Source organism: Microbacterium endophyticum, assembly GCF_011047135.1.
In the GTDB taxonomy this organism is placed as follows: Bacteria; Actinomycetota; Actinomycetes; order Actinomycetales; family Microbacteriaceae; genus Microbacterium; species Microbacterium endophyticum.
Genome location: NZ_CP049255.1, coordinates 1,841,443 through 1,859,877, shown reverse-complemented (window position 1 = coordinate 1,859,877; position 18,435 = coordinate 1,841,443). Strand labels below are relative to the sequence as shown.

The 18,435-nt window shown below is 62.2% G+C and carries 16 protein-coding genes; 9 read left to right on the top strand and 7 right to left on the bottom strand.

Annotation, left to right across the window (positions count from 1 at the left end):
• Nucleotides 1–22: 22 nt before the first annotated feature.
• Nucleotides 23–1,000, top strand: coding sequence for a UDP-glucose 4-epimerase GalE (gene galE, locus G6N83_RS08635; protein WP_165141218.1), 978 nt, complete (start codon nt 23–25; stop codon nt 998–1,000).
• Between the two features lie 4 nt (nt 1,001–1,004).
• On the opposite strand, the gene G6N83_RS08630 is transcribed toward galE, so the two are convergent.
• Complete coding sequence (locus G6N83_RS08630; protein ID WP_183408434.1) at nt 1,005–1,988, bottom strand: LacI family DNA-binding transcriptional regulator; 984 nt, start codon at nt 1,986–1,988, stop codon at nt 1,005–1,007.
• 169 nt (nt 1,989–2,157) lie between these two features.
• Between G6N83_RS08630 and G6N83_RS08625 the strand changes: the two genes are divergently transcribed.
• The 5 genes from G6N83_RS08625 to G6N83_RS08605 all read left to right on the top strand — a co-directional run bounded on the left by G6N83_RS08625 (nt 2,158) and on the right by G6N83_RS08605 (nt 8,811).
• The gene (locus G6N83_RS08625; RefSeq protein ID WP_165141216.1) at nt 2,158–3,075 is read left to right on the top strand and encodes a carbohydrate ABC transporter permease; all 918 of its coding nucleotides are present in this window, start codon (nt 2,158–2,160) and stop codon (nt 3,073–3,075) included.
• Between the two features lie 2 nt (nt 3,076–3,077).
• Nucleotides 3,078–3,965, top strand: coding sequence for a carbohydrate ABC transporter permease (locus tag G6N83_RS08620; RefSeq protein WP_165141214.1), 888 nt, complete (start codon nt 3,078–3,080; stop codon nt 3,963–3,965).
• 98 nt (nt 3,966–4,063) lie between these two features.
• Complete coding sequence (locus G6N83_RS08615) at nt 4,064–5,404, top strand: ABC transporter substrate-binding protein (protein WP_375782612.1); 1,341 nt, start codon at nt 4,064–4,066, stop codon at nt 5,402–5,404.
• Nucleotides 5,405–5,504: 100 nt separating this feature from the next.
• Nucleotides 5,505–7,037: an alpha-N-arabinofuranosidase gene (locus tag G6N83_RS08610; protein WP_165141210.1), complete on the top strand. Its 1,533-nt coding sequence runs from the start codon at nt 5,505–5,507 to the stop codon at nt 7,035–7,037.
• Between the two features lie 28 nt (nt 7,038–7,065).
• Nucleotides 7,066–8,811, top strand: a complete 1,746-nt coding sequence (locus G6N83_RS08605; RefSeq protein ID WP_165141208.1) for a glycoside hydrolase family 35 protein — start codon at nt 7,066–7,068, stop codon at nt 8,809–8,811.
• Here the strand turns inward: G6N83_RS08605 and G6N83_RS08600 are convergent, their stop codons facing one another.
• Nucleotides 8,812–9,813, bottom strand: coding sequence for a LacI family DNA-binding transcriptional regulator (locus G6N83_RS08600; protein WP_165141206.1), 1,002 nt, complete (start codon nt 9,811–9,813; stop codon nt 8,812–8,814).
• Between the two features lie 82 nt (nt 9,814–9,895).
• Here G6N83_RS08600 and galT point away from each other — a divergent pair, with 82 nt between their 5' ends.
• A complete protein-coding gene (galT, locus tag G6N83_RS08595) occupies nt 9,896–11,062 on the top strand; it encodes a galactose-1-phosphate uridylyltransferase (protein WP_183408428.1) in 1,167 nt (388 codons plus the stop codon).
• Nucleotides 11,059–12,237 carry a galactokinase gene (gene galK, locus G6N83_RS08590; RefSeq protein ID WP_165141204.1) on the top strand — a complete coding sequence of 393 codons (1,179 nt, stop codon included), beginning with the start codon at nt 11,059–11,061 and terminating at the stop codon, nt 12,235–12,237. The genes galT and galK overlap by 4 nt, the downstream gene beginning before the upstream one ends.
• 22 nt (nt 12,238–12,259) lie before the next feature.
• Here the strand turns inward: galK and G6N83_RS08585 are convergent, their stop codons facing one another.
• The 5 genes from G6N83_RS08585 to G6N83_RS08565 form a co-directional block, all read right to left on the bottom strand.
• Nucleotides 12,260–13,234, bottom strand: coding sequence for an LLM class F420-dependent oxidoreductase (locus G6N83_RS08585; protein WP_165141202.1), 975 nt, complete (start codon nt 13,232–13,234; stop codon nt 12,260–12,262).
• A 9-nt stretch (nt 13,235–13,243) separates the two neighbouring features.
• Nucleotides 13,244–13,834: a dihydrofolate reductase family protein gene (locus tag G6N83_RS08580; protein WP_165141200.1), complete on the bottom strand. Its 591-nt coding sequence runs from the start codon at nt 13,832–13,834 to the stop codon at nt 13,244–13,246.
• Nucleotides 13,835–13,904: 70 nt separating this feature from the next.
• A complete protein-coding gene (locus G6N83_RS08575; protein ID WP_241246149.1) occupies nt 13,905–14,783 on the bottom strand; it encodes a DNA-methyltransferase in 879 nt (292 codons plus the stop codon).
• On the bottom strand, nt 14,780–15,829 hold the full coding sequence (locus tag G6N83_RS08570) for a lipoate-protein ligase LplAB (protein ID WP_165141196.1): 1,050 nt from the start codon (nt 15,827–15,829) through the stop codon (nt 14,780–14,782). Before G6N83_RS08570 ends, G6N83_RS08575 begins: the two co-directional genes overlap by 4 nt.
• A 21-nt stretch (nt 15,830–15,850) precedes the next feature.
• Complete coding sequence (locus G6N83_RS08565; RefSeq protein ID WP_165141194.1) at nt 15,851–16,705, bottom strand: alpha/beta hydrolase; 855 nt, start codon at nt 16,703–16,705, stop codon at nt 15,851–15,853.
• Between the two features lie 90 nt (nt 16,706–16,795).
• On the opposite strand from G6N83_RS08565, the gene G6N83_RS08560 reads away from it, so the two are divergent.
• The gene (locus G6N83_RS08560) at nt 16,796–18,412 is read left to right on the top strand and encodes a DHA2 family efflux MFS transporter permease subunit (protein ID WP_165141192.1); all 1,617 of its coding nucleotides are present in this window, start codon (nt 16,796–16,798) and stop codon (nt 18,410–18,412) included.
• Nucleotides 18,413–18,435: the final 23 nt, after the last annotated feature.

Here is an 18,435-nt window from a genome sequence, read left to right as displayed (position 1 = left end):
CACAACCTGCGAGGATGAACTCATGACTTGGCTTGTGACCGGCGGGGCCGGCTATATCGGTGCACACATCGTTCGCGCGCTCACGGCGGCGGGGCTTGAGCCGGTTGTGATCGACGATCTTTCCAGCGGGCACTCGTCCTTCGTTCCCGACGACGTTCCATTCGTGAACGGCTCGATTCTCGATCTGGCGCTGATGGAAAACACGCTGCGCGAGCACAGCATCGAGGGCGTCATCCACGTCGCTGGCTTCAAATACGCGGGCGTCTCCGTCAACCGCCCCCTTCACACGTACGCTCAGAACGTCGAGGGTACTCGCGTCGTCCTCGAGGCAATGGCGAACACCGACGTGACCAATCTCGTGTTCTCCTCGAGCGCTGCCGTTTACGGCACCCCCGACGTCGATCTGGTCACCGAAGACCTTCCGAAACGTCCGGCGTCGCCCTACGGAGAATCGAAGCTCATCGGCGAGTGGATGCTGCGCGATCAGGGCATTGCGACGGCGACCACGGGAAGCCCGCTTCGCCACACCTCGCTTCGCTACTTCAACGTCGTCGGCTCCATCGACACGAGCATCTACGATTCGAGTCCCCATAATCTGTTCCCGTTGGTTTTCGAGGCACTGCTGGAGGGACGCACGCCTCGCATCAACGGCGACGACTACAACACGCCTGATGGCACGAACGTGCGCGACTATGTACACGTCGCCGACATCGCCGCGGCTCACGTTGCGGCGGCGAAGCTGCTCATCACCGGCAAACCGATCGAGCCCGCGTACAACCTGGGTTCGCAAAATGGGCTGTCGGTGCGCGAAATCATGGACGCCATGGCTCGCGTGACGGGTATCGACTTCACACCCGAGATCGCACCGCGTCGCGCGGGAGATCCCGATCGGATCGTGGCAACCGGAGAACTCGCTGCGCGCGACCTCGAGTGGAAGAACCGCCACAGCGTCGACGACATGGTGCGAAGCGGCTGGGAAGCGCGCCAAGCAGCGAAGTAGCGCGTCAGCCCCGCGGCGGTGCGGTACTTGCGCGCACCACGAGTTCGGTCGGAACAAGGGCGCGCACGTCGCTCACGCCCCCCTCGATCTCTTCGATCAGGGCCGTGAGCGCTTCGACTCCCACGCGGTCGAAGTGCTGATGCACCGTCGTGAGCGGCGGAAAGTGGTTGGCTGAATCAGCCATGTCGTCGAACCCGACCAGACTGACATCTCCGGGGATGCTTCGTCCCGCTTCATGCATCGCCCGCGACAGCCCCACAGCCATCTGGTCGTTAGCGCTGAAGACCGCCGTCACGCCAGGATCGGACGCGAGCGTTAGACCGAGCCGATAGCCAGAGTCGCTCGTCCAATCCCCCACGACCATATCGGGAACGGGCGCGCCAGCCGCCTCGAGCGTTGCTCGCCACGACTGGGCGCGACGCTCGGCGGAGTACGACCCTTGCGGACCTGAGATGTGATGCACGGTGCGGTGGCCAAGCTCCAGGAGGTGCTCGGTCGCCAGTCGCGCACCCTGCGCCTGGTCGGTGTCGACAACCGGATATTCGTACTGCGCACTTGAGTCGAGAACGACAACGGGGAGACCAGAGGGGAGTTCGAGGTCTGCCCCGTTGAGCCGGTGTGCTTCGATGAGAATGATGACGCCGTCGACTGCCTGTTCGCGCAGTCGATCGAACGCGCCGGACACATCGGACTGCGTCGCTGATGACAGCGGCATGAGAGTAAGTGAATAGCCCGAGCGTGCGGCCTCTGATGCCACGGCATCCAGCGTTCGCGTGTTGCCATACGACGAGAGCGAGAACATGATGACGCCAATACTGCGGAAGCGTCCCGAGCGGAGAGCACGCGCGGCACTGTTGGGTCGGTAACCGAGCTTTCGCATCGCTGCAACGACGCGGGAGCGTGTCTCGGGATCGACGTTGGTGCGACCGTTCGCGACACGAGAAACAGTCTGACCCGATACGCCTGATTCGCGAGCAACGTCAGCCATCGAGGGGTCACGGCGACGTTCAGCCCGGCCGATAGCGGCTTCGGCCTGTTGCGCATCCGTCATGGAAACTCCCGTCATGTTGACGTTGACATGCTACCCATGATCGGGTTATGTTGACGTAAACATCCCGCTGACGGGAAAATCACCCCAGAAAAGGCAACATCGGCCAATGACGACCACAGCAGCAGCGCCACCACGCGTGGCGCCTCCCCGGCGCAAGCGGTCGCGCATCGAACAACGCGGCTGGCTCTTCGTCGCACCGTTCGCAATCGTATTCGCGCTAGTCTTCCTCGCACCCCTCATCTACTCCCTGTGGTTGAGCCTGTTCCGCGACCAGTTGGTCGGCGGAAATGCGTTCGTTGGACTCGACAACTACATCGCCGCATTCACAGACCCCAAGTTCTGGGACGGTTTCGTCCGAGTTCTCGGCTTCCTCGTCGTGCAGGTGCCGATCATGCTCTTGCTCGCTCTCGGAGCGGCTCTCGCGATCGACAGTGCGCGACTCCGGGCAAAGAGCTTCAACCGCATCATTATCTTCTTGCCCTACGCCGTTCCCGCTGTCGTGGCTGTGCTCATGTGGGGTTACATCTACGGCGACCAGTTTGGTCTCGCGGGCAACATCAACGATTTCCTGGGCTCGACCTTCCTAGCACCGCTTTCTTCGCAGTGGATCATGCTGTCGATCGGAAACATCGTCACGTGGGAGTTCGTCGGCTACAACATGCTGATCTTCTACTCCTCACTGAAAACCATCCCCGGCGATTTGTACGAAGCCGCTTCCATCGATGGCGCAGGGGACTGGCGCACGATCTTCTCGATCAAGCTTCCTGCTCTCCGCGGATCTCTTGTCATCGCCACGATCTTCTCGATCATCGGTAGCTTCCAGCTCTTCAACGAGCCCAACATTCTGAAGCCACTTGCTACCAACGTGATCTCGACCTACTTCACCCCGAATATGTATGCGTACAACCTGTCCTTCGCCGGCCAGCAGTACAACTACGCCGCAACCGTCGCGATCATCATGGGCGTTATCACCGCGATCATCGCCTACGTCGTGCAGTTGCGCGGCTCACGACAGGAGGTGTGACGATGGCCGCGCCCGCTTTCGCCCGCACATCAAAATCAAAATCGGCTCGCACACGCAAGTCGAACATTCTCATGATCGTCATGGGCCTGTACCTTCTGTACACACTCGTGCCGCTGTTCTGGCTGGTCATCAACTCATCCAAAACTCAGACAGATCTGTTCTCCACCTTTGGTCTCTGGTTTGGCAATGACTTTGCGCTCTGGGACAACATCGTCCAGACGCTGACGTATAACGATGGCATCTTCGTGCGGTGGCTCGGAAACACTTTGCTCTACGTTGTCGTTGGTGCCGGTGGCGCAACGCTCCTGGCCACGATGGCCGGATACGGTCTCGCCAAATACAACTTCCGCGGACGCAAGGCTGTGTTCGCAGTTATCCTCGGCGCAATCGCGGTACCGGGAACAGCACTCGCAGTTCCTACCTTCTTGCTGTTCAGTCAGATGGGCCTCACAAACACTCCGTGGGCTATCATCATCCCGTCTCTCATCAGCCCGTTCGGCCTCTATTTGATCTGGGTCTACGCGAGCGATTCGATTCCAACGGAAATCCTGGAAGCGGCGCGAATGGACGGTGCAGGTGAATTCCGCACCTTCTTCACCATTTCGTTCCGGATGCTCGTTCCTGGAATCGTCACGGTAGCGCTGTTCGCCGTCGTTGCGACCTGGAACAACTACTTCCTCCCCTTGATCATGCTGAGTGATCCCAACTGGTACCCGCTCACTGTGGGCCTGAACCAATGGAACGCGCAAGCAACAGGCGTCAGCGCTCAGCCGATCTACAACCTCGTGCTCACCGGCTCGCTGTTGTCGATCATCCCCATCGTCGCCGCGTTCCTCGTACTGCAGCGGTTCTGGCAGTCGGGCCTGAGCGCCGGAGGCGTCAAGCAGTGATCCGAGGGGGCACTGCATGACTACGCCCACCCCTCACCCCCCGGAGCGTCCTGCCCCGGAATCCACAACAACGAAGTGAAGGAAAACCCATGATTCTCATGCGAAAGAATTCGACGCTGCGTCGCGTCGCATTCATCGTGGCGGCAACAGCCCTGGCTGGCACCACCCTGGCTGCATGCTCGTCAGACGGCGGCAGCACCAGCGGTGGCGGAAGCGCCGACGACCTGCAAGCTGCACTCGATGCTGGTGGCGAAATCACGTATTGGTCGTGGACGCCGTCGGGTGAAGCGCAGGTTGCCGCGTTCGAAAAGGCTTACCCGAACGTCACCGTGAACCTGGTCAACGCTGGAACCAACACAGACGAGTACACGAAGCTGCAAAACGCAATTAAGGCCGGCTCGGGTGCTCCCGACGTCGTACAGATCGAGTATTACGCCTTCCCGCAGTTCGCGCTCTCGGATTCGCTCCTCGACCTGTCGCAGTACGGCATGGACGACCTCGAAAGCGACTACACCGCCTCGACGTGGGGTTCCGTCAACATCAACGGTGGCCTCTACGGCCTGCCCCAGGACTCCGGCCCCATGGCCATGTTCTACAACAAATCGGTCTTCGATGAGTACGGTCTGACGGTTCCTACCACGTGGGACGAGTACATCGCCACGGCGCAAGCACTTACGGCTGCCGACCCGGGCAAGCACATCACCTCCGACACCGGTGACTCGGGCTTCGCAACCAGCATGATTTGGCAGGCTGGCGGACATCCGTTTGATGTCAAAGACACCGACATCACGATCGATCTCGCCGATACGGGATCGACGAAGTGGGCCGACATGTGGAACCAGTTGCTCGAAAACGATCTGCTCTCCGACACACCCGGATGGACAGATGAGTGGTACCAGGGACTCGGCGACGGATCGATCGCGACCCTGATTACCGGAGCGTGGATGCCCGGCGTGCTCGAGTCTTCGGTCGCAAACGCATCGGGAGACTGGCGCGTTGCCCCCATCCCGACGTACGACGGCACCCCCGCGACCGCAGAAAACGGTGGCGGCGGCCAGGCAGTCACAAGCCAGAGCAAGAACCCGGCCCTCGCTGCGGCGTTCCTCAAGTGGCTGAACAACGACTCCGAAAGCCTTTCGATCTTCGCTGAGAGCGGCGGATTCCCGTCGACGACGGCGACGCTCGAGTCGGACGACTTCCTCAACTACGAATCTGACTACTTCGGTGGGCAGAAGATCAACGAAGTGCTCGTCGACGCAACAAAGAATGTCGTCGACGGTTGGCAGTACCTGCCCTACCAGGTCTACGCCAACAGCATCTTCAGCGACACTGTCGGCCAGGCGTACGCCGACCAGAGCGACATCAATGCCGGACTCGCAAACTGGCAGGACCAGCTCGTCCAGTACGGCAACGACCAGGGCTTCAGCGTCAACAAGTAAGTCCTTGTGAGCGAGGGGCGGGCCGAATCGAGTGCTGATCCGACCCGCCCTTCCGCTTGCCCCTTCCGCTTGCCCCTTCCTCAGAACCAAGAAAGACCTCATGACTTGCACGACGCGCATCACAGTGCCGCTTTCTGACGTCGGTGCCCAGATCTCCCCTCGCTTGTTCGGTACCTTCGTCGAGCACATGGGTCGTTGCGTCTACGACGGCATCTACGAGCCCGGCCACTCCGAAGCCGACGAGCGTGGCTTCCGCCGTGACGTACTCGCGCTCGTGCGTGAACTCGGCGCGACCGTCGTGCGCTACCCCGGCGGCAATTTCGTGTCGGGCTACCGCTGGGAAGACGGCGTCGGTCCCCGCGAGGAGCGTCCAGTACGACTGGATGCCGCGTGGCACAGCACCGAGTCGAATCAGGTGGGTCTGCACGAATTCTCGGAGTGGGCCGCGGAAGCCGGTCTGGAAGTCATGGAAGCCGTGAACCTCGGCACCCGTGGTGTCGCCGAAGCGGCCGACCTCCTCGAATATGCGAACCACCCCAGCGGCACGGCCCTGAGTCAGCAGCGCGCTGACAACGGCCGGGCAGAGCCCTTTGGCATCCGCCTGTGGTGCTTGGGTAATGAAATGGATGGTCCGTGGCAGATCGGACACAAGACCGCCGACGAGTACGGCCGTCTTGCCGCTGAAACAGCGCGGATGATGCGCTTCATCGACCCCGACATCGAGCTGGTGGCCGCGGGGAGCTCGAACCACGAAATGCCGACGTTCGGCGAGTGGGAACGCACTGTGCTCCGCCATACTGCGGGTCTCGTCGATCACATCTCAGTACACGCGTACTACGAAGAAGCACCCGGCGACCCGGCGAGCTTTCTTGCATCGGGTGTGGGCCTCAGTCGCTACCTCGACGATGTCGCCGCAATCATCGATGACGTTCGCGCCGAGTTCGACATCGAGAGCCCCATCGGCATCAGCGTCGACGAGTGGAACGTGTGGAACCAGACCCGTTGGAACGAGATCGACAAGCCGCGCGTCTTCACCGGTGACTGGCCTGTCGCCCCGCGCCTCATCGAGGACGATTACACGGTGACCGATGCTGTCGTCGTCGGCTCTCTTCTCATCACCCTCCTCAAGCACGCCGAACGCGTCTCGATGGCAAACCTTGCGCAACTGGTTAACGTCATCGCTCCCATTCGCACCGAGCCCGGCGGGCCCGCATGGCGCCAGACGACCTTCTTCCCATTCCAGCTGACGGCCGCTGCAGCTCACGGAAACGTCATCGCTGTCGAGGTGGAGTCGGCCAGTATCGCGACCGAACGCTTTGGCGACGTCGATGCTGTCGATGCTGTCGCGACGATCGACGGCGACGACATCGCACTGTTTTTCGCGCACCGCTCGCTCGACGAGGCGACGACTGTGGCGGTCACCGTACCGAGCCGTCTCGACGGCCTCGAGGCGCTCGTTGTCGCGGCCCCCGACGGCGCAGACCGCCACACCGTCAACGGCGCAGACGACCAACCCGTGGGTCCGGCATCCGTACCTGTTTCCGTCGAGGTCGATGATGACGGCGTCTCACACCTCACCCTCACCCTTCCCCCGCTCGCCTGGGCGCGTGTCACTGCGCGCCTTGTCGCGTGACCACAGCATTGAAACCGAGACAACTATCGTGAGCTCCTTCACCATCGGCGAAACCGATTTCCTCCTCGACGGCGCGCCCTATCGGGTCATCGCCGGAGCCCTTCACTACTTCCGAGTGCATCCCGACCAGTGGGCAGACCGCATCCACAAGGCGAAACTCATGGGCCTCAACACGATTGAGACCTACGTGGCGTGGAATGCCCACGAGCCGGTTCGTGGCGAATGGGATGCCACCGGCTGGAACGATCTCGGTCGATTCCTCGATCTCGTGGCCGCCGAGGGCATGCACGCCATTGTGCGTCCGGGCCCCTACATCTGCGCCGAATGGCACAACGGCGGGCTGCCGGTATGGCTCACGAGCACACCGGGAATCGGACTTCGCCGCAGCGAACGGCAATACATCGATGCCCTCTCGACGTACCTCCGTCGCGTATACGAGATCGTCGCGCCGCGTCAGATCGACCGTGGCGGCAATGTCATCCTCGTTCAAATCGAGAATGAGTATGGCGCGTATGGCAACGACAAGGACTATCTGCGAACCCTCACCGCGCTCACTCGCGAGTGCGACATCACAGTGCCCCTGACGACGGTCGATCAGCCTGAAGATCAGATGCTCGAAGATGGCAGCCTGCCAGAACTCCACCTCACTGGATCTTTCGGTTCACGCTCCGCCGAGCGCATGCAGACTTTGCGCGCGCACCAGCCCACCGGCCCCCTCATGTGCTCCGAGTTCTGGGACGGCTGGTTCGACTGGTGGGGCGGCATGCACCACACGACGGATGCTGCAGCCTCAGCCGCCGACCTCGACACCCTGTTGGCTGCGGGTGCGTCGGTGAACATCTACATGTTCCACGGCGGCACGAACTACGGCACAACGAACGGGGCAAACGACAAGGGTCGCTACGCTCCCATCGTTACCTCCTACGACTACGACGCGCCGCTCGATGAGACAGGGGCGCCGACCGAGAAGTTCTTCGCCTTCCGCGACGTCATCGCGCGCTACGCGCCGGTGCCCGACGAGGTGCCCGCGCCGCGCTCGAGCGCACCCGCGTTCGAGGCATCGCTCTCGTCGCAACGCGCGATCTTCACAGGCCCCGCCGCTGGCGAGCCGACCGACATCCCCTCATCGTTCGAAGACCACGGTCACCTCGGAGCGCTCATGCGGTACGAGATCGATCTGCCCTCGGCCGCGTTCAATTCGAGCGGCACTGCGTTGCTCTCATTCGATGAGGTGCGCGACATGGCATGGGTCTTCGTCGACACGAAGTTCTGCGGCCGGCTCTCCCGCGCGCTCCATGAGCGTGCACTCAGGATCCCGGTCGGGACTCGGCTCACTGTGCTCGTTGAAGATCAGGGACGAGTCAACTACGCCAGCAGGCTCGGCGAGCCCAAGGGGCTTGTCGGTGCACCCACTCTCGGTGGCGCGCCGCTCACCGGGTGGGTGAGCGCGCCGCTCGACCTGCCGGCGCTCGCGACATCGGCATCCTCGGGGCCTACCGGCGGGTTCGGCCCCGTGGCGGCATCCGGCTCATTTGACCTCGAATCGGCAACCGATCTGTTTCTCGACACCGATCCCTGGGGCAAGGGCTTTGCCTTTGTGAACGGATTCTTCTTGGGACGTTACTGGCGAAGTGGTCCGCAGCGCACGCTCTATGTACCAGCTTCGGCGCTCCGTGCCGGATCCAACGAGATCTCCATCGTCGAACTCGAACAGCTCAGCGCGCCGATCGTTCGTTTCGTCGCCGACCCTGATCTCGGACACCTCGAGGAATAACTAGCGAAGACTCCGGGCCGGAGCCGTGCTCGCGCGCGCAGTGAGGAGCGCGGGCACGAGAAACCGGGCCGCTGTCGCGGGGCTACTTTCGATGTCGCCAACGAGCGCCGCGACTGCCCGCTCGCCAAGCTGGTCGAAGTGCTGTCGCACGCTCGTGAGCGGCGGTCGATAGTTGGCGGCGTCTTCGACGTCGTCGAAACCAATCACGCTCACGTCTTCCGGCACACGGAGACCGCGCTCACCGAGCGCCCGAAGCGCACCCAGTGCCATCTGATCGTTCGCGACGAAGAGCGCGGTAGGCGCGCTCTCTTCGAGAACACGAAGAGCCGCGGTATAACCGGATGCTGCTTTCCACGTGCCGCGCTCGAGCGGACCCGGTTCGTGCGCGGTGTCGTCAAACGCTGCACGCCATCCGCGTTCGCGTTCCGCGGCGGCGTAGGAGTCTGCAGGACCGGCAATATGAGCAATCTTGTCGTGCCCAAGTTCGCGGAGATACGTGGTCGCGGCACGGGCACCGCCGAAGTGATCGGTTTCAATGACTGTGTAGCGCTCATCGGGTGGCGAATCAACGACAACGAGGCGAAGTCCCTGCGGAAGCTCTGCTTCGTGGGCAAGCGCAGAAGCCTCGTTCAACACGAGCGCGCCGTCGACACCCTGGTCGCGTAGTCGGCCGAGCGCCGAGCCGACGCTCTCGGCACCGATCGAGACGAGAGCTACCGCGAAGCCGCGGGTTGAGGCCGCATCGTTCACGGCTTCTAGCATGAGCGAATTTCCTACCGTCGCCAGCGTCGAGACAACAACGCCGATCGTGTGCGTACGCCCGGTACGCAGGGCGCGGGCCGCGCGGTGCATGCGGTACCCGAGATCTTCCATCGCAGCCTCGACTCGCGTGCGCGTCGCAGGATCGACCCGGGGGCTCCCATTGACGACGCGTGAGACCGTCTGCGCTGAGACTCCGGCTGCCGCCGCGACGTCTGCCATCGACACGTTGCGTTCGCTCATTATTTCCTCACTTCGCGACGTAAAGCACCGCCGTGTGCGTTTCCATGTTGTCGATAACACGGTTGATTGCTAGCGTGTTATCGTGACCAAAAACGAGCCTACAGCGCAGCCCCTCGGCGCCGGAGTCATCAAGCGATCAACCCGCCTTGCCGACGGCCGAGACCTCTTCTACTACGACGACCCGAACACAACGCTCGGCGCTGAGCGTGGAATCGACACCCGCGACCTCGCAGTGCGCCCCGACACGGCCACGATGCGGCTCGATGTGCTGACCGGCGACTGGATCTCGATTGCCGCGGCACGGCAGAATCGCGCCTTTTTGCCGCCTGCCGAGCTTGACCCGCTCTCGCCGCAGTCACCGACGAACCCATCCGAAATTCCGTCGACCTACGACGTCGCGGTCTTCGAGAACAAATCACCCTCGTTCGGCCCGGCGCTCGCTGAAGCTTTCGGAGATGCACCGGCAGCAGCTGACGCGCCGCAGGGCGTCGATGACCTCGACACCATCGATCTCGGACGCACCCGCACCTCAGTGGGTCGCTGCGAAGTCGTCTGTTTCAGTCCAGAGCACGCGGGTTCATTTGGAACCCAAACGGTGACACGGGCTCGCACCGTCATCGAAGCGTGGGCTGATCGAACCGCCGCACTTTCGGCTCTTCCCGGCATCGAGCAGGTCTTTCCGTTCGAAAACCGTGGCCAAGAAATCGGAGTGACACTCCCCCACCCGCACGGGCAGATCTACTCCTACCCCTACGTCACACCTCGCACGCAGCGCCTGCTGTCATCCATCGAACGTGGCGGCGAAGATCTCTTCGCGCGCATTCTCGAATTCGAACAGGCATCAGAGCGCGTGTTGCTCCGCGGCGAACACTGGACCGCTTTTGTACCGTTCGCTGCCCGCTGGCCTCTGGAGATCCACCTGCTGCCCCACCGTCACGTCGCCGACTTCGCCGGCACGACGGGGGCCGAACGCGACGAACTCGCCCCGATGTATCTGCGACTCCTGCGCGGCATCGATGCCCTCTACGAGACGCCAACCCCATACATCGCCGCATGGCATCAGGCGCCTGTGAATGTCGGACGCGAAAGCATCCGCATGCACCTCGAGATCACGTCTCCGCGCCGCGCGGCAGACAAATTGAAATACCTCGCAGGCTCCGAATCAGCCATGGGCGCGTGGATCGGGGACATCCCGCCCGAGTCGGCCGCTGAACGCCTGCGCACTGCAATTGAAGGAGTATCCGTATGACCGCCATCGCCGCCGCGAAAGAACTTTTTATCCAGATCGTAGGACGCGACCCCGAGGGCATCTGGTCGTCGGCGGGACGCGCCAACCTGATCGGCGAGCACACCGACTACAACGACGGCTTCGTCCTTCCGTTTGCGATCGCACAGCGCACCGATGCCGCCCTCGCGTTGCGCGATGACCGCCGTGTCCGCGTCGCTTCGACGTTCACCGATGGTGTGGTCGAAGTAAGCCTCGACGAGTTGGATGACCTCTTCCCGGCACACCACGACCGCGTTCCGGAGTGGGCTACCTATCCGCTCGGCGTTGCGTGGGCGATCCTTCAGACCACGAATACCCCGGTAGGCGCGGTGTCGGGCTTCGACCTGGCGATCGCTTCAGAGGTTCCCGTCGGCAGCGGGCTCTCCTCGTCAGCGGCCATCGAAGGCGCTGTTTCGGGTGCGCTCAATGATGTGTGGGAACTCGGATTGACACCCGTGGAGCTCGCCAAAGTTGGTCGCAAAGCTGAGAACGAAGCCGTTGGCGCCCCGACGGGAATCATGGACCAAATGGCATCCATGCTCGGCCAGCCCGACGCAGCAATCTTTCTCGACTGCCGCTCGCTCGAAACCCAGGTCATCAACCTCGGCCTCGAGTCTGCGGGACTTGAGCTCCTTGTGATCAACACCAAGGTGCAGCACTCACACTCGACGGGCGGCTACCGCGAGCGCCGCGAGTCGTGCGAGAAGGGCGCCGCGATCATGGGTGTTCCCGCGCTCCGCGATCTTTCGATCGACCACCTACCCCGTGCCGAGAAACTGATGGATGACGTCACCTTTCGCCGTGTTCGACACATTGTCACCGAGAACCAGCGGGTGCTCGACACCGTCGCAAAGCTTGCGGCATCCGGTCCACTCGCAATCGGAGAACTGCTGCTGGCTTCCCACGCGTCAATGCGCGACGACTTCGAGATCTCGATCGCCGAGCTCGATACCGCGGTTGAGGCATCAGTTGCTGCCGGTGCCGTCGGCGCGCGTATGACCGGTGGCGGGTTTGGCGGGTCGGCAATCGCGCTGATCCACGCCGAAGATACGGTTTCGGTCGCCGAGGCTGTCGAGAAAGCGTTCTATGACGCCGGCTTCACCGCACCCCAGGTGTTTCCGGTGTATCCGTCGCAGGGCGCACGGCGCGACTCGTAACCCCGAGCCGGCACCCTCTCGCTCACATCACGTCGCGTTCGAAAAGTTCCATTCCGGAAACGTCATACGCCGCCTCTGGAAAGTAGTGGATGGCGTAGCCGAGGCCACGTTTTTCACGGGCGGCGAGACGTTCCGCGACCTGTTCGGTGGTGCCGAACCCATCTGATGCGCGATAGTCCTGCTCGATCCGCGTGGCGCGCTCTTCACCAACATGAGGCAGCAGGCGCGCTTTCACAGCGGCGAGTCGATCGTTCGCTTCGGCCTCGGTCGAGCCGACAATCGTGTTGAAGTTCATGGATCGCACGATCTCGGTGTCGTCCCGACCGATAGCAGCGCAGTGGCCACGGAGCACTTCGCTCTTGTGGTCGAACTCGTCCATGGAGCCAGCGAAATTCGTGTACCCGGCGTATTTTGCCGCGATTTTCAGCGTTACTTTCTCGCCGCCGCCCGCGATCCACATCGGGATTCCGCCCTGCTGCACCGGAAGCGGGCGGACGATCGCGCCATCAACCTGATAGTGCTTGCCCGCCAGAGTCGCCGTGCCGGTGGTCCACGCCTGGCTCATGATCTCAACGCCTTCCCGGAGCATCGCGAGCCGGTCACCGATCGCCGGAAAGCCATAACCATACGCACGCCACTCGTGCTCGTACCAGCCGCCGCCGATACCCATCTCGACACGCCCACCAGACACATGATCAACGGTTGCAGCGACCTTTGCGAGCATCGCCGGGTTTCGGTATCCCATGCAGGTGCACATCTGACCGAGACGGATACGGGAGGTCGATGCCGCGAACGCCGACATCAGAGTCCAGGCTTCGTGGGTTGCCTCATCACTTGCCACCGGAACAGTGTGGAAGTGGTCGTAGACCCACAACGATTCCCACGCCCCGGCGTCGGCGCGCTGGGCGAGTCCGCGCATCGCCGACCACTGATCCCGGTCGTCGATGTCGACGAGATCAAATCGCCAGCCCTGAGGGGTAAAGATTCCGTATCGCATGGCGTCAGCCTAGGACGCCACGGCGGGGTAGTCGATGGCATAGCGATGCATTGTCACTCCTCCCGGATACGCAGCCTGTTCTAAGAGGTTCAGCTTGATGGGCTCGTCGTAGGCATCGAAAACTGGCCGCCCACGCCCGAGGATGACGGGGTGTGTGAACAGGAGCAGTTCATCGAGCAAGCCTGCGAGAAGCATCTGGCTCGCAACATCTGCGCCGCCGACACCAATATCACCCGTTGATTCAGCACGGAGCGCTGCGAGGCGATCCATCGCACGGTCGCCAATGATCTGAGTGTTGTAGTCGGCATTCGTGCGAGACCTCGAGACGAGAGTCTTCGGCATCGAGGTCCAGATCTCCCCGTACGCCCGCGCAAACGCCGGCTGTGAGGGATCTTCTCTCACAGCCGGCCAGTACTGCTCCATGGCTTCGTACACTTTTCGGCCTTGCACCATGTGCGTGAGCCCGGCTGCTCGCGCATTGAAGACCAGGTGGATGGCCTCGTCGATACTCATCCAGTCGCCAGATCCGTCTTCGTCACGGTCGCGCTCAATTTTGAGATCGAGCGAAACATTCATCCAGTAGACGAATCGTGCGGGCATGATCGGCGTCCCTTTCGTCATTGCAAATCAAGCAACAACTACTCGGCTTCACTCGCCGATGTCAAGAGTTTCAGCGATCGGAAGCTGAGACATCCGCATCGGCGTGTACGTGCGCGTGACGAAGCCGTGCGCTCATGATCGCAACAGCTTCGGCGCTCGTATCGACGAGGACAGCGTGTCGCCCAAGCACCGCGGCTGCAGCGCCTGTCGTCCCACTGCCGGCAAAGAGATCGAGCACCCGATCTCCCGGACGACTCGATGCCTGCACGATTCGGCGCAGAATGCCCTCCGGCTTCTGCGTGGGGTAGCCCGTCTTCTCGTGCCCCTTGGTCGGGACGATCGTGTGCCACCAGACGTCGGTGGGGAGCTTGCCGCGCGCTGCCTTTTCAGGTGTCACAAGTCCCGGAGCCATATACGGTTCACGGTCAACGGCATCCGAATCGAACCAGTAACGCGCCGGATTCTTGACGTAAACGAGGATCGTCTCGTGCTTCGTCGGCCACCGCCGCTTGGTTTTGGCACCGTAGTCATAGGCCCAGACGAGTTCGTTCAAGAATTTGTCGCGACCAAATAGCGCGTCCATGAGCACTTTGGCGTAGTGCGATTCGCGGTAGTCCAGGTGCAGGTAGAGAGTGCCGTCATCGGCGAGCAGTCGCCAGCTCTCGATGAGGCGCGGCTCGAGGAACCCCCAATAATCGTCGAAGGTGTCGTCGTACGTGCGCAGATCTCCGCGCAAGCGCTGGTAGGAGCGACCTCGAAACCCCGCGTAGGGCACGGCTGTCGCGGGGGCAGAATCTGGCGCAACAGTTGGTGGGCGCGACCTGGTGCGCCCGGTATTGAAGGGCGGGTCGAGATAGATGAGAGTAAATGACTCGCTCGCAAGCGAGCGTGCGACCTCAAGGCTGTCGGCGTGATAAATGTCGACATCGCCCAGAGCAGAAAGACTCACGGAACGCGATTGAGCCACGCGTCGGTGGCGAACTTCGCCTCGACGAGCGCTTCAGCCTCGGCATATTCCTCTTCGGTGATATGCCCGGTTGTTGCGCCGTACCGAGTAGTGAAGGTATCGATAAACCGCTGAATGATCTCGTCTCGTGGCAAGCCGGTCTGACGCCGCAACGGGTCGACACGCTTGGCGGCCGAAACTGTGCCCTTATCACTGAGCTTTTCGCGGCCGATGCGGAGTACCTCCGTCATGACCTGGCCGTCCATGTCGTAGCTGAGCGTGGCATGGTGCAAAACTCCACCGTTCGCGAGCCGCTTTTGCGCGGCACCACCGATCTTGCCTTCGGGGCCGGTGATGTCATTGAGCGGCTGATACGAAGCGTCGATTCCGAGCGAACGAAGCGCCTCAAGCACCCAGTCGTCGAGGAACGCGTACGAGTCGGCGAAGGTCATTCCCGACACGAGGGATGCCGGTACGTACAGGGAATAGGTCACGATCGAGTTCGCGCCCATCATCATCGCCCCGCCTCCCGAGATGCGGCGGACGACGTCAAAACCGTGGCTCTTGGCTCCTTCGGGGTCGACTTCGTTACGAAGCGACTGGAAAGACCCGATCACGACAGCAGACTCATTCCACTCCCACAGCCGCAGGGTCGGATTGCGGCGACCATCTCCGACACGATTCGTCAAAACCTCATCGAGAGCCAGGTTCATCCGCGGCGAAACGGGACGATCGTGCACGACCTCCCAGTCGAAGTCAGCCCATCCGGGCGCTACAACGAGCGCTCGACGCACGGCCGTCGCCACTGATTCGGGAGTGAAACCCAAGAGCTGGGCGCCCTCGGGTAGTGCGGCGCGAACCGCGGCCGCGATCGTTGGCACATCGGAGGTGTCGGGAAGCCCCGTCACCGCGGCGTCGATGTCGGCGAGCGCATCGTCGGGTTCGAGAAAGAAGTCTCCGGCGAGGTGGAACTGAGAGATGACGCCATCGGTCACCTCGAGGTCGACAACGACGAGCTTGCCACCAGGCACCTTGTATTCACCGTGCATGGCTCCAGCCTAGGCGTGAGCTCAGGCGTCGCGAGCGGGAAAGCGCGTATCGAGCCACGCCCGAAGATCGGCGCGCACCTCGTCTTGGGTCTTGTCGTTGAAGATCTCGTGTCGCGTCTCGGGGTAGACGAGGGTCGTGATGTCGGTGAGCTTCGAACGTTCACGGTAGGCCGCAGCGAGTTTATGCACGCTTCGCGGGCCGCCGACGGTGTCATCACGACCGACCATCAAAAGCAGGGGGATGTTGCGTCCCAGATTCTTTCTGGGCCGACCGAGCATCCGCGCGGCTTCCCGCATCCCGAAGAGCTTTGCGAGGGGCGTCGTCGTCGTGAGCGGGTCATCGAGAAAGTTCTGCTGTACCGAAGCATCGCTAGACAGCCATTCCATGCCGTTAGCGTCTTCTCCCGCCCACGGCGCATTGAGGTCGCCCGAGTTCAGGCTTCCGGGCCAGAGCAGCGCCGACCCTGACAGCACGAGACCGTCGTACGCACCGGGGTGCGAATTCACCAGTATCTGCGCCAAGAACGAGCCCCACGAATGCCCCAACAGCACAAGTGGCAGATCGGGGTTGTCGGTACGAATGATCTCGGTGAGTTGCCACACGGCGTTGACTGCTGCGCGGTGCCCGCCGACACCGAGTTGTCCAAGTTTGCTCAGGTCGCCGTCGTACTGACGGATGCCGGTGCGCCCGTGGCCGCGGTGGTCGTCGGCGTAGACGATGAAGCCATCAGCGGTGAGAGCTGAAATAACAGTGCTGTACCGGCCAGCATGCTCGCCGACACCGTGGAGAAGTTGCACGACTCCGCGGGTCGTTGTCTCAGCGGGATAAACGTCGTAGACGATCGCAACACCGTGCGCGTCGATGAACTCGGGCATGCGCATGAGCCTAGATGCCGGGTTGGCAATAGGTGGGACGAGGAGTAACGTTCCGCGTGTCAGATATTGCTAGAAAAGCGAGATACTTTCATGGTCGATTTTGAACGCCGCCGTTGGGCCGGGCTGATCTTCATCAGCGTCGCCGTTTCACTCATCATCGTGGACTCGACGATCGTTAACGTCGCGGTGCCCTCGATCGTCACGGATCTGGGAATCTCCTCGACCCAGGTGCAGTGGGTCCAAGAGGCATACACGCTCGTCTTCGCCTCTCTCCTCCTGCTGTTCGGCAGCTTTGCCGACCGTTTCGGCCGACGACGGATGCTTCTGGTGGGGATCGTGATCTTCGCGGCGTCATCGGTGTTCGCGGCCCTTGCGCCCACCGGTGATCTCTTGATCCTCGCTCGCCTCGTGCAGGGCATCGGCGGCGCAATGATCCTCCCCACCACACTGTCTCTCATCAACGCCACATTCCGGGGTCGTGAACGCGGTATCGCGTTCGCCATTTGGGGTTCGACAATCGGCGGAATGGCCGCGCTCGGCCCACTCCTCGGCGGATGGCTGACGACCTACTTCTCGTGGCGCTGGGCATTCGGGATCAACATCCCCCTTGGAATCATCGTGTTTATCGGCATCCTTCTCACGATTCGAGAGTCGAAAGAACACCGAGCAGGAAACCTCGATTTTGTGGGCGCCGGGCTTTCAGTTGCACTCTTCGGAACGCTGGTATTCGGACTTATCGAAGGCCGCACCTACGGATGGTGGACGGCAAAAGGGGCGTTCGAGATCGGTGGCTTCTCCTGGCCATTTGCGCTCTCGCCCGTGCCGGTCGCGTTCGCGATCACCGCGCTTTCCCTCGTCGGCTTCATCGCCTGGGGACTCCACCGGCGCCGTGTGGGCAAATCGTCGCTCATCGAGTTTTCGCTCTTTCGGATCTCGTCATTCACAAACGGCAACATCGCAGCCCTCGTCGTGGCGCTCGGCGAGTTCGGCATCATTTTGTCGCTACCGCTGTGGCTGCAATTCGTCCTGGGCTTCAACGCGTTGAATACCGGACTCATCCTGCTCGCACTCGCCGTCGGATCATTCTTTGCGAGCGGAATCGCGGGGGCGACAAGCGGTCGAGTGCGCCCCGTCGTGCTCGTGCGGGCGGGTATCGCCGCCGAGATCATCGGCGTTGTAGGGGTTGCGCTCGTCATTCGACCCGACGCGCCGTGGGGTTGGCTACTGCCTGCGCTCTTCGTATACGGCATGGGAGTGGGCCTTGCCACCGCGCAACTCACGGGCGTCATCTTGCAGGATGTTCCGGTTGAGCTCTCCGGCCAAGGCTCGGGCACCCAGTCGACAGCACGGCAGGTCGGCTCAGCCCTCGGCATCGCAATCCTTGGCACGGTGCTGTTCACAAGCACCGCCGGCATCCTGTCGACGTCTCTCGACGAACAGGGGCTCGCCGCGTCACAGCGCGACCAGGTGGTGTCAGCCGTCGTAGACAGCGCGGGATCTGCCATCTCGGGACTTGAAGCGTCGGGGCAGTCTGAAGCAACAGCGGATGCCGCCAAGTCGGCGTTCTCTGACGGCACCCGTTTTGCCGCCTATACCGCGGCAGGATTCCTCGTGGTCGGGCTCGGTGCAACGTTTGCACTGGGTCGGGGCGGCGCGTCGTCTCGACGCGAAGATAACACCGAAGAGAACGCGTCCAATTTTAGTTAGCAACACTAATGAGCTAGGCTAAG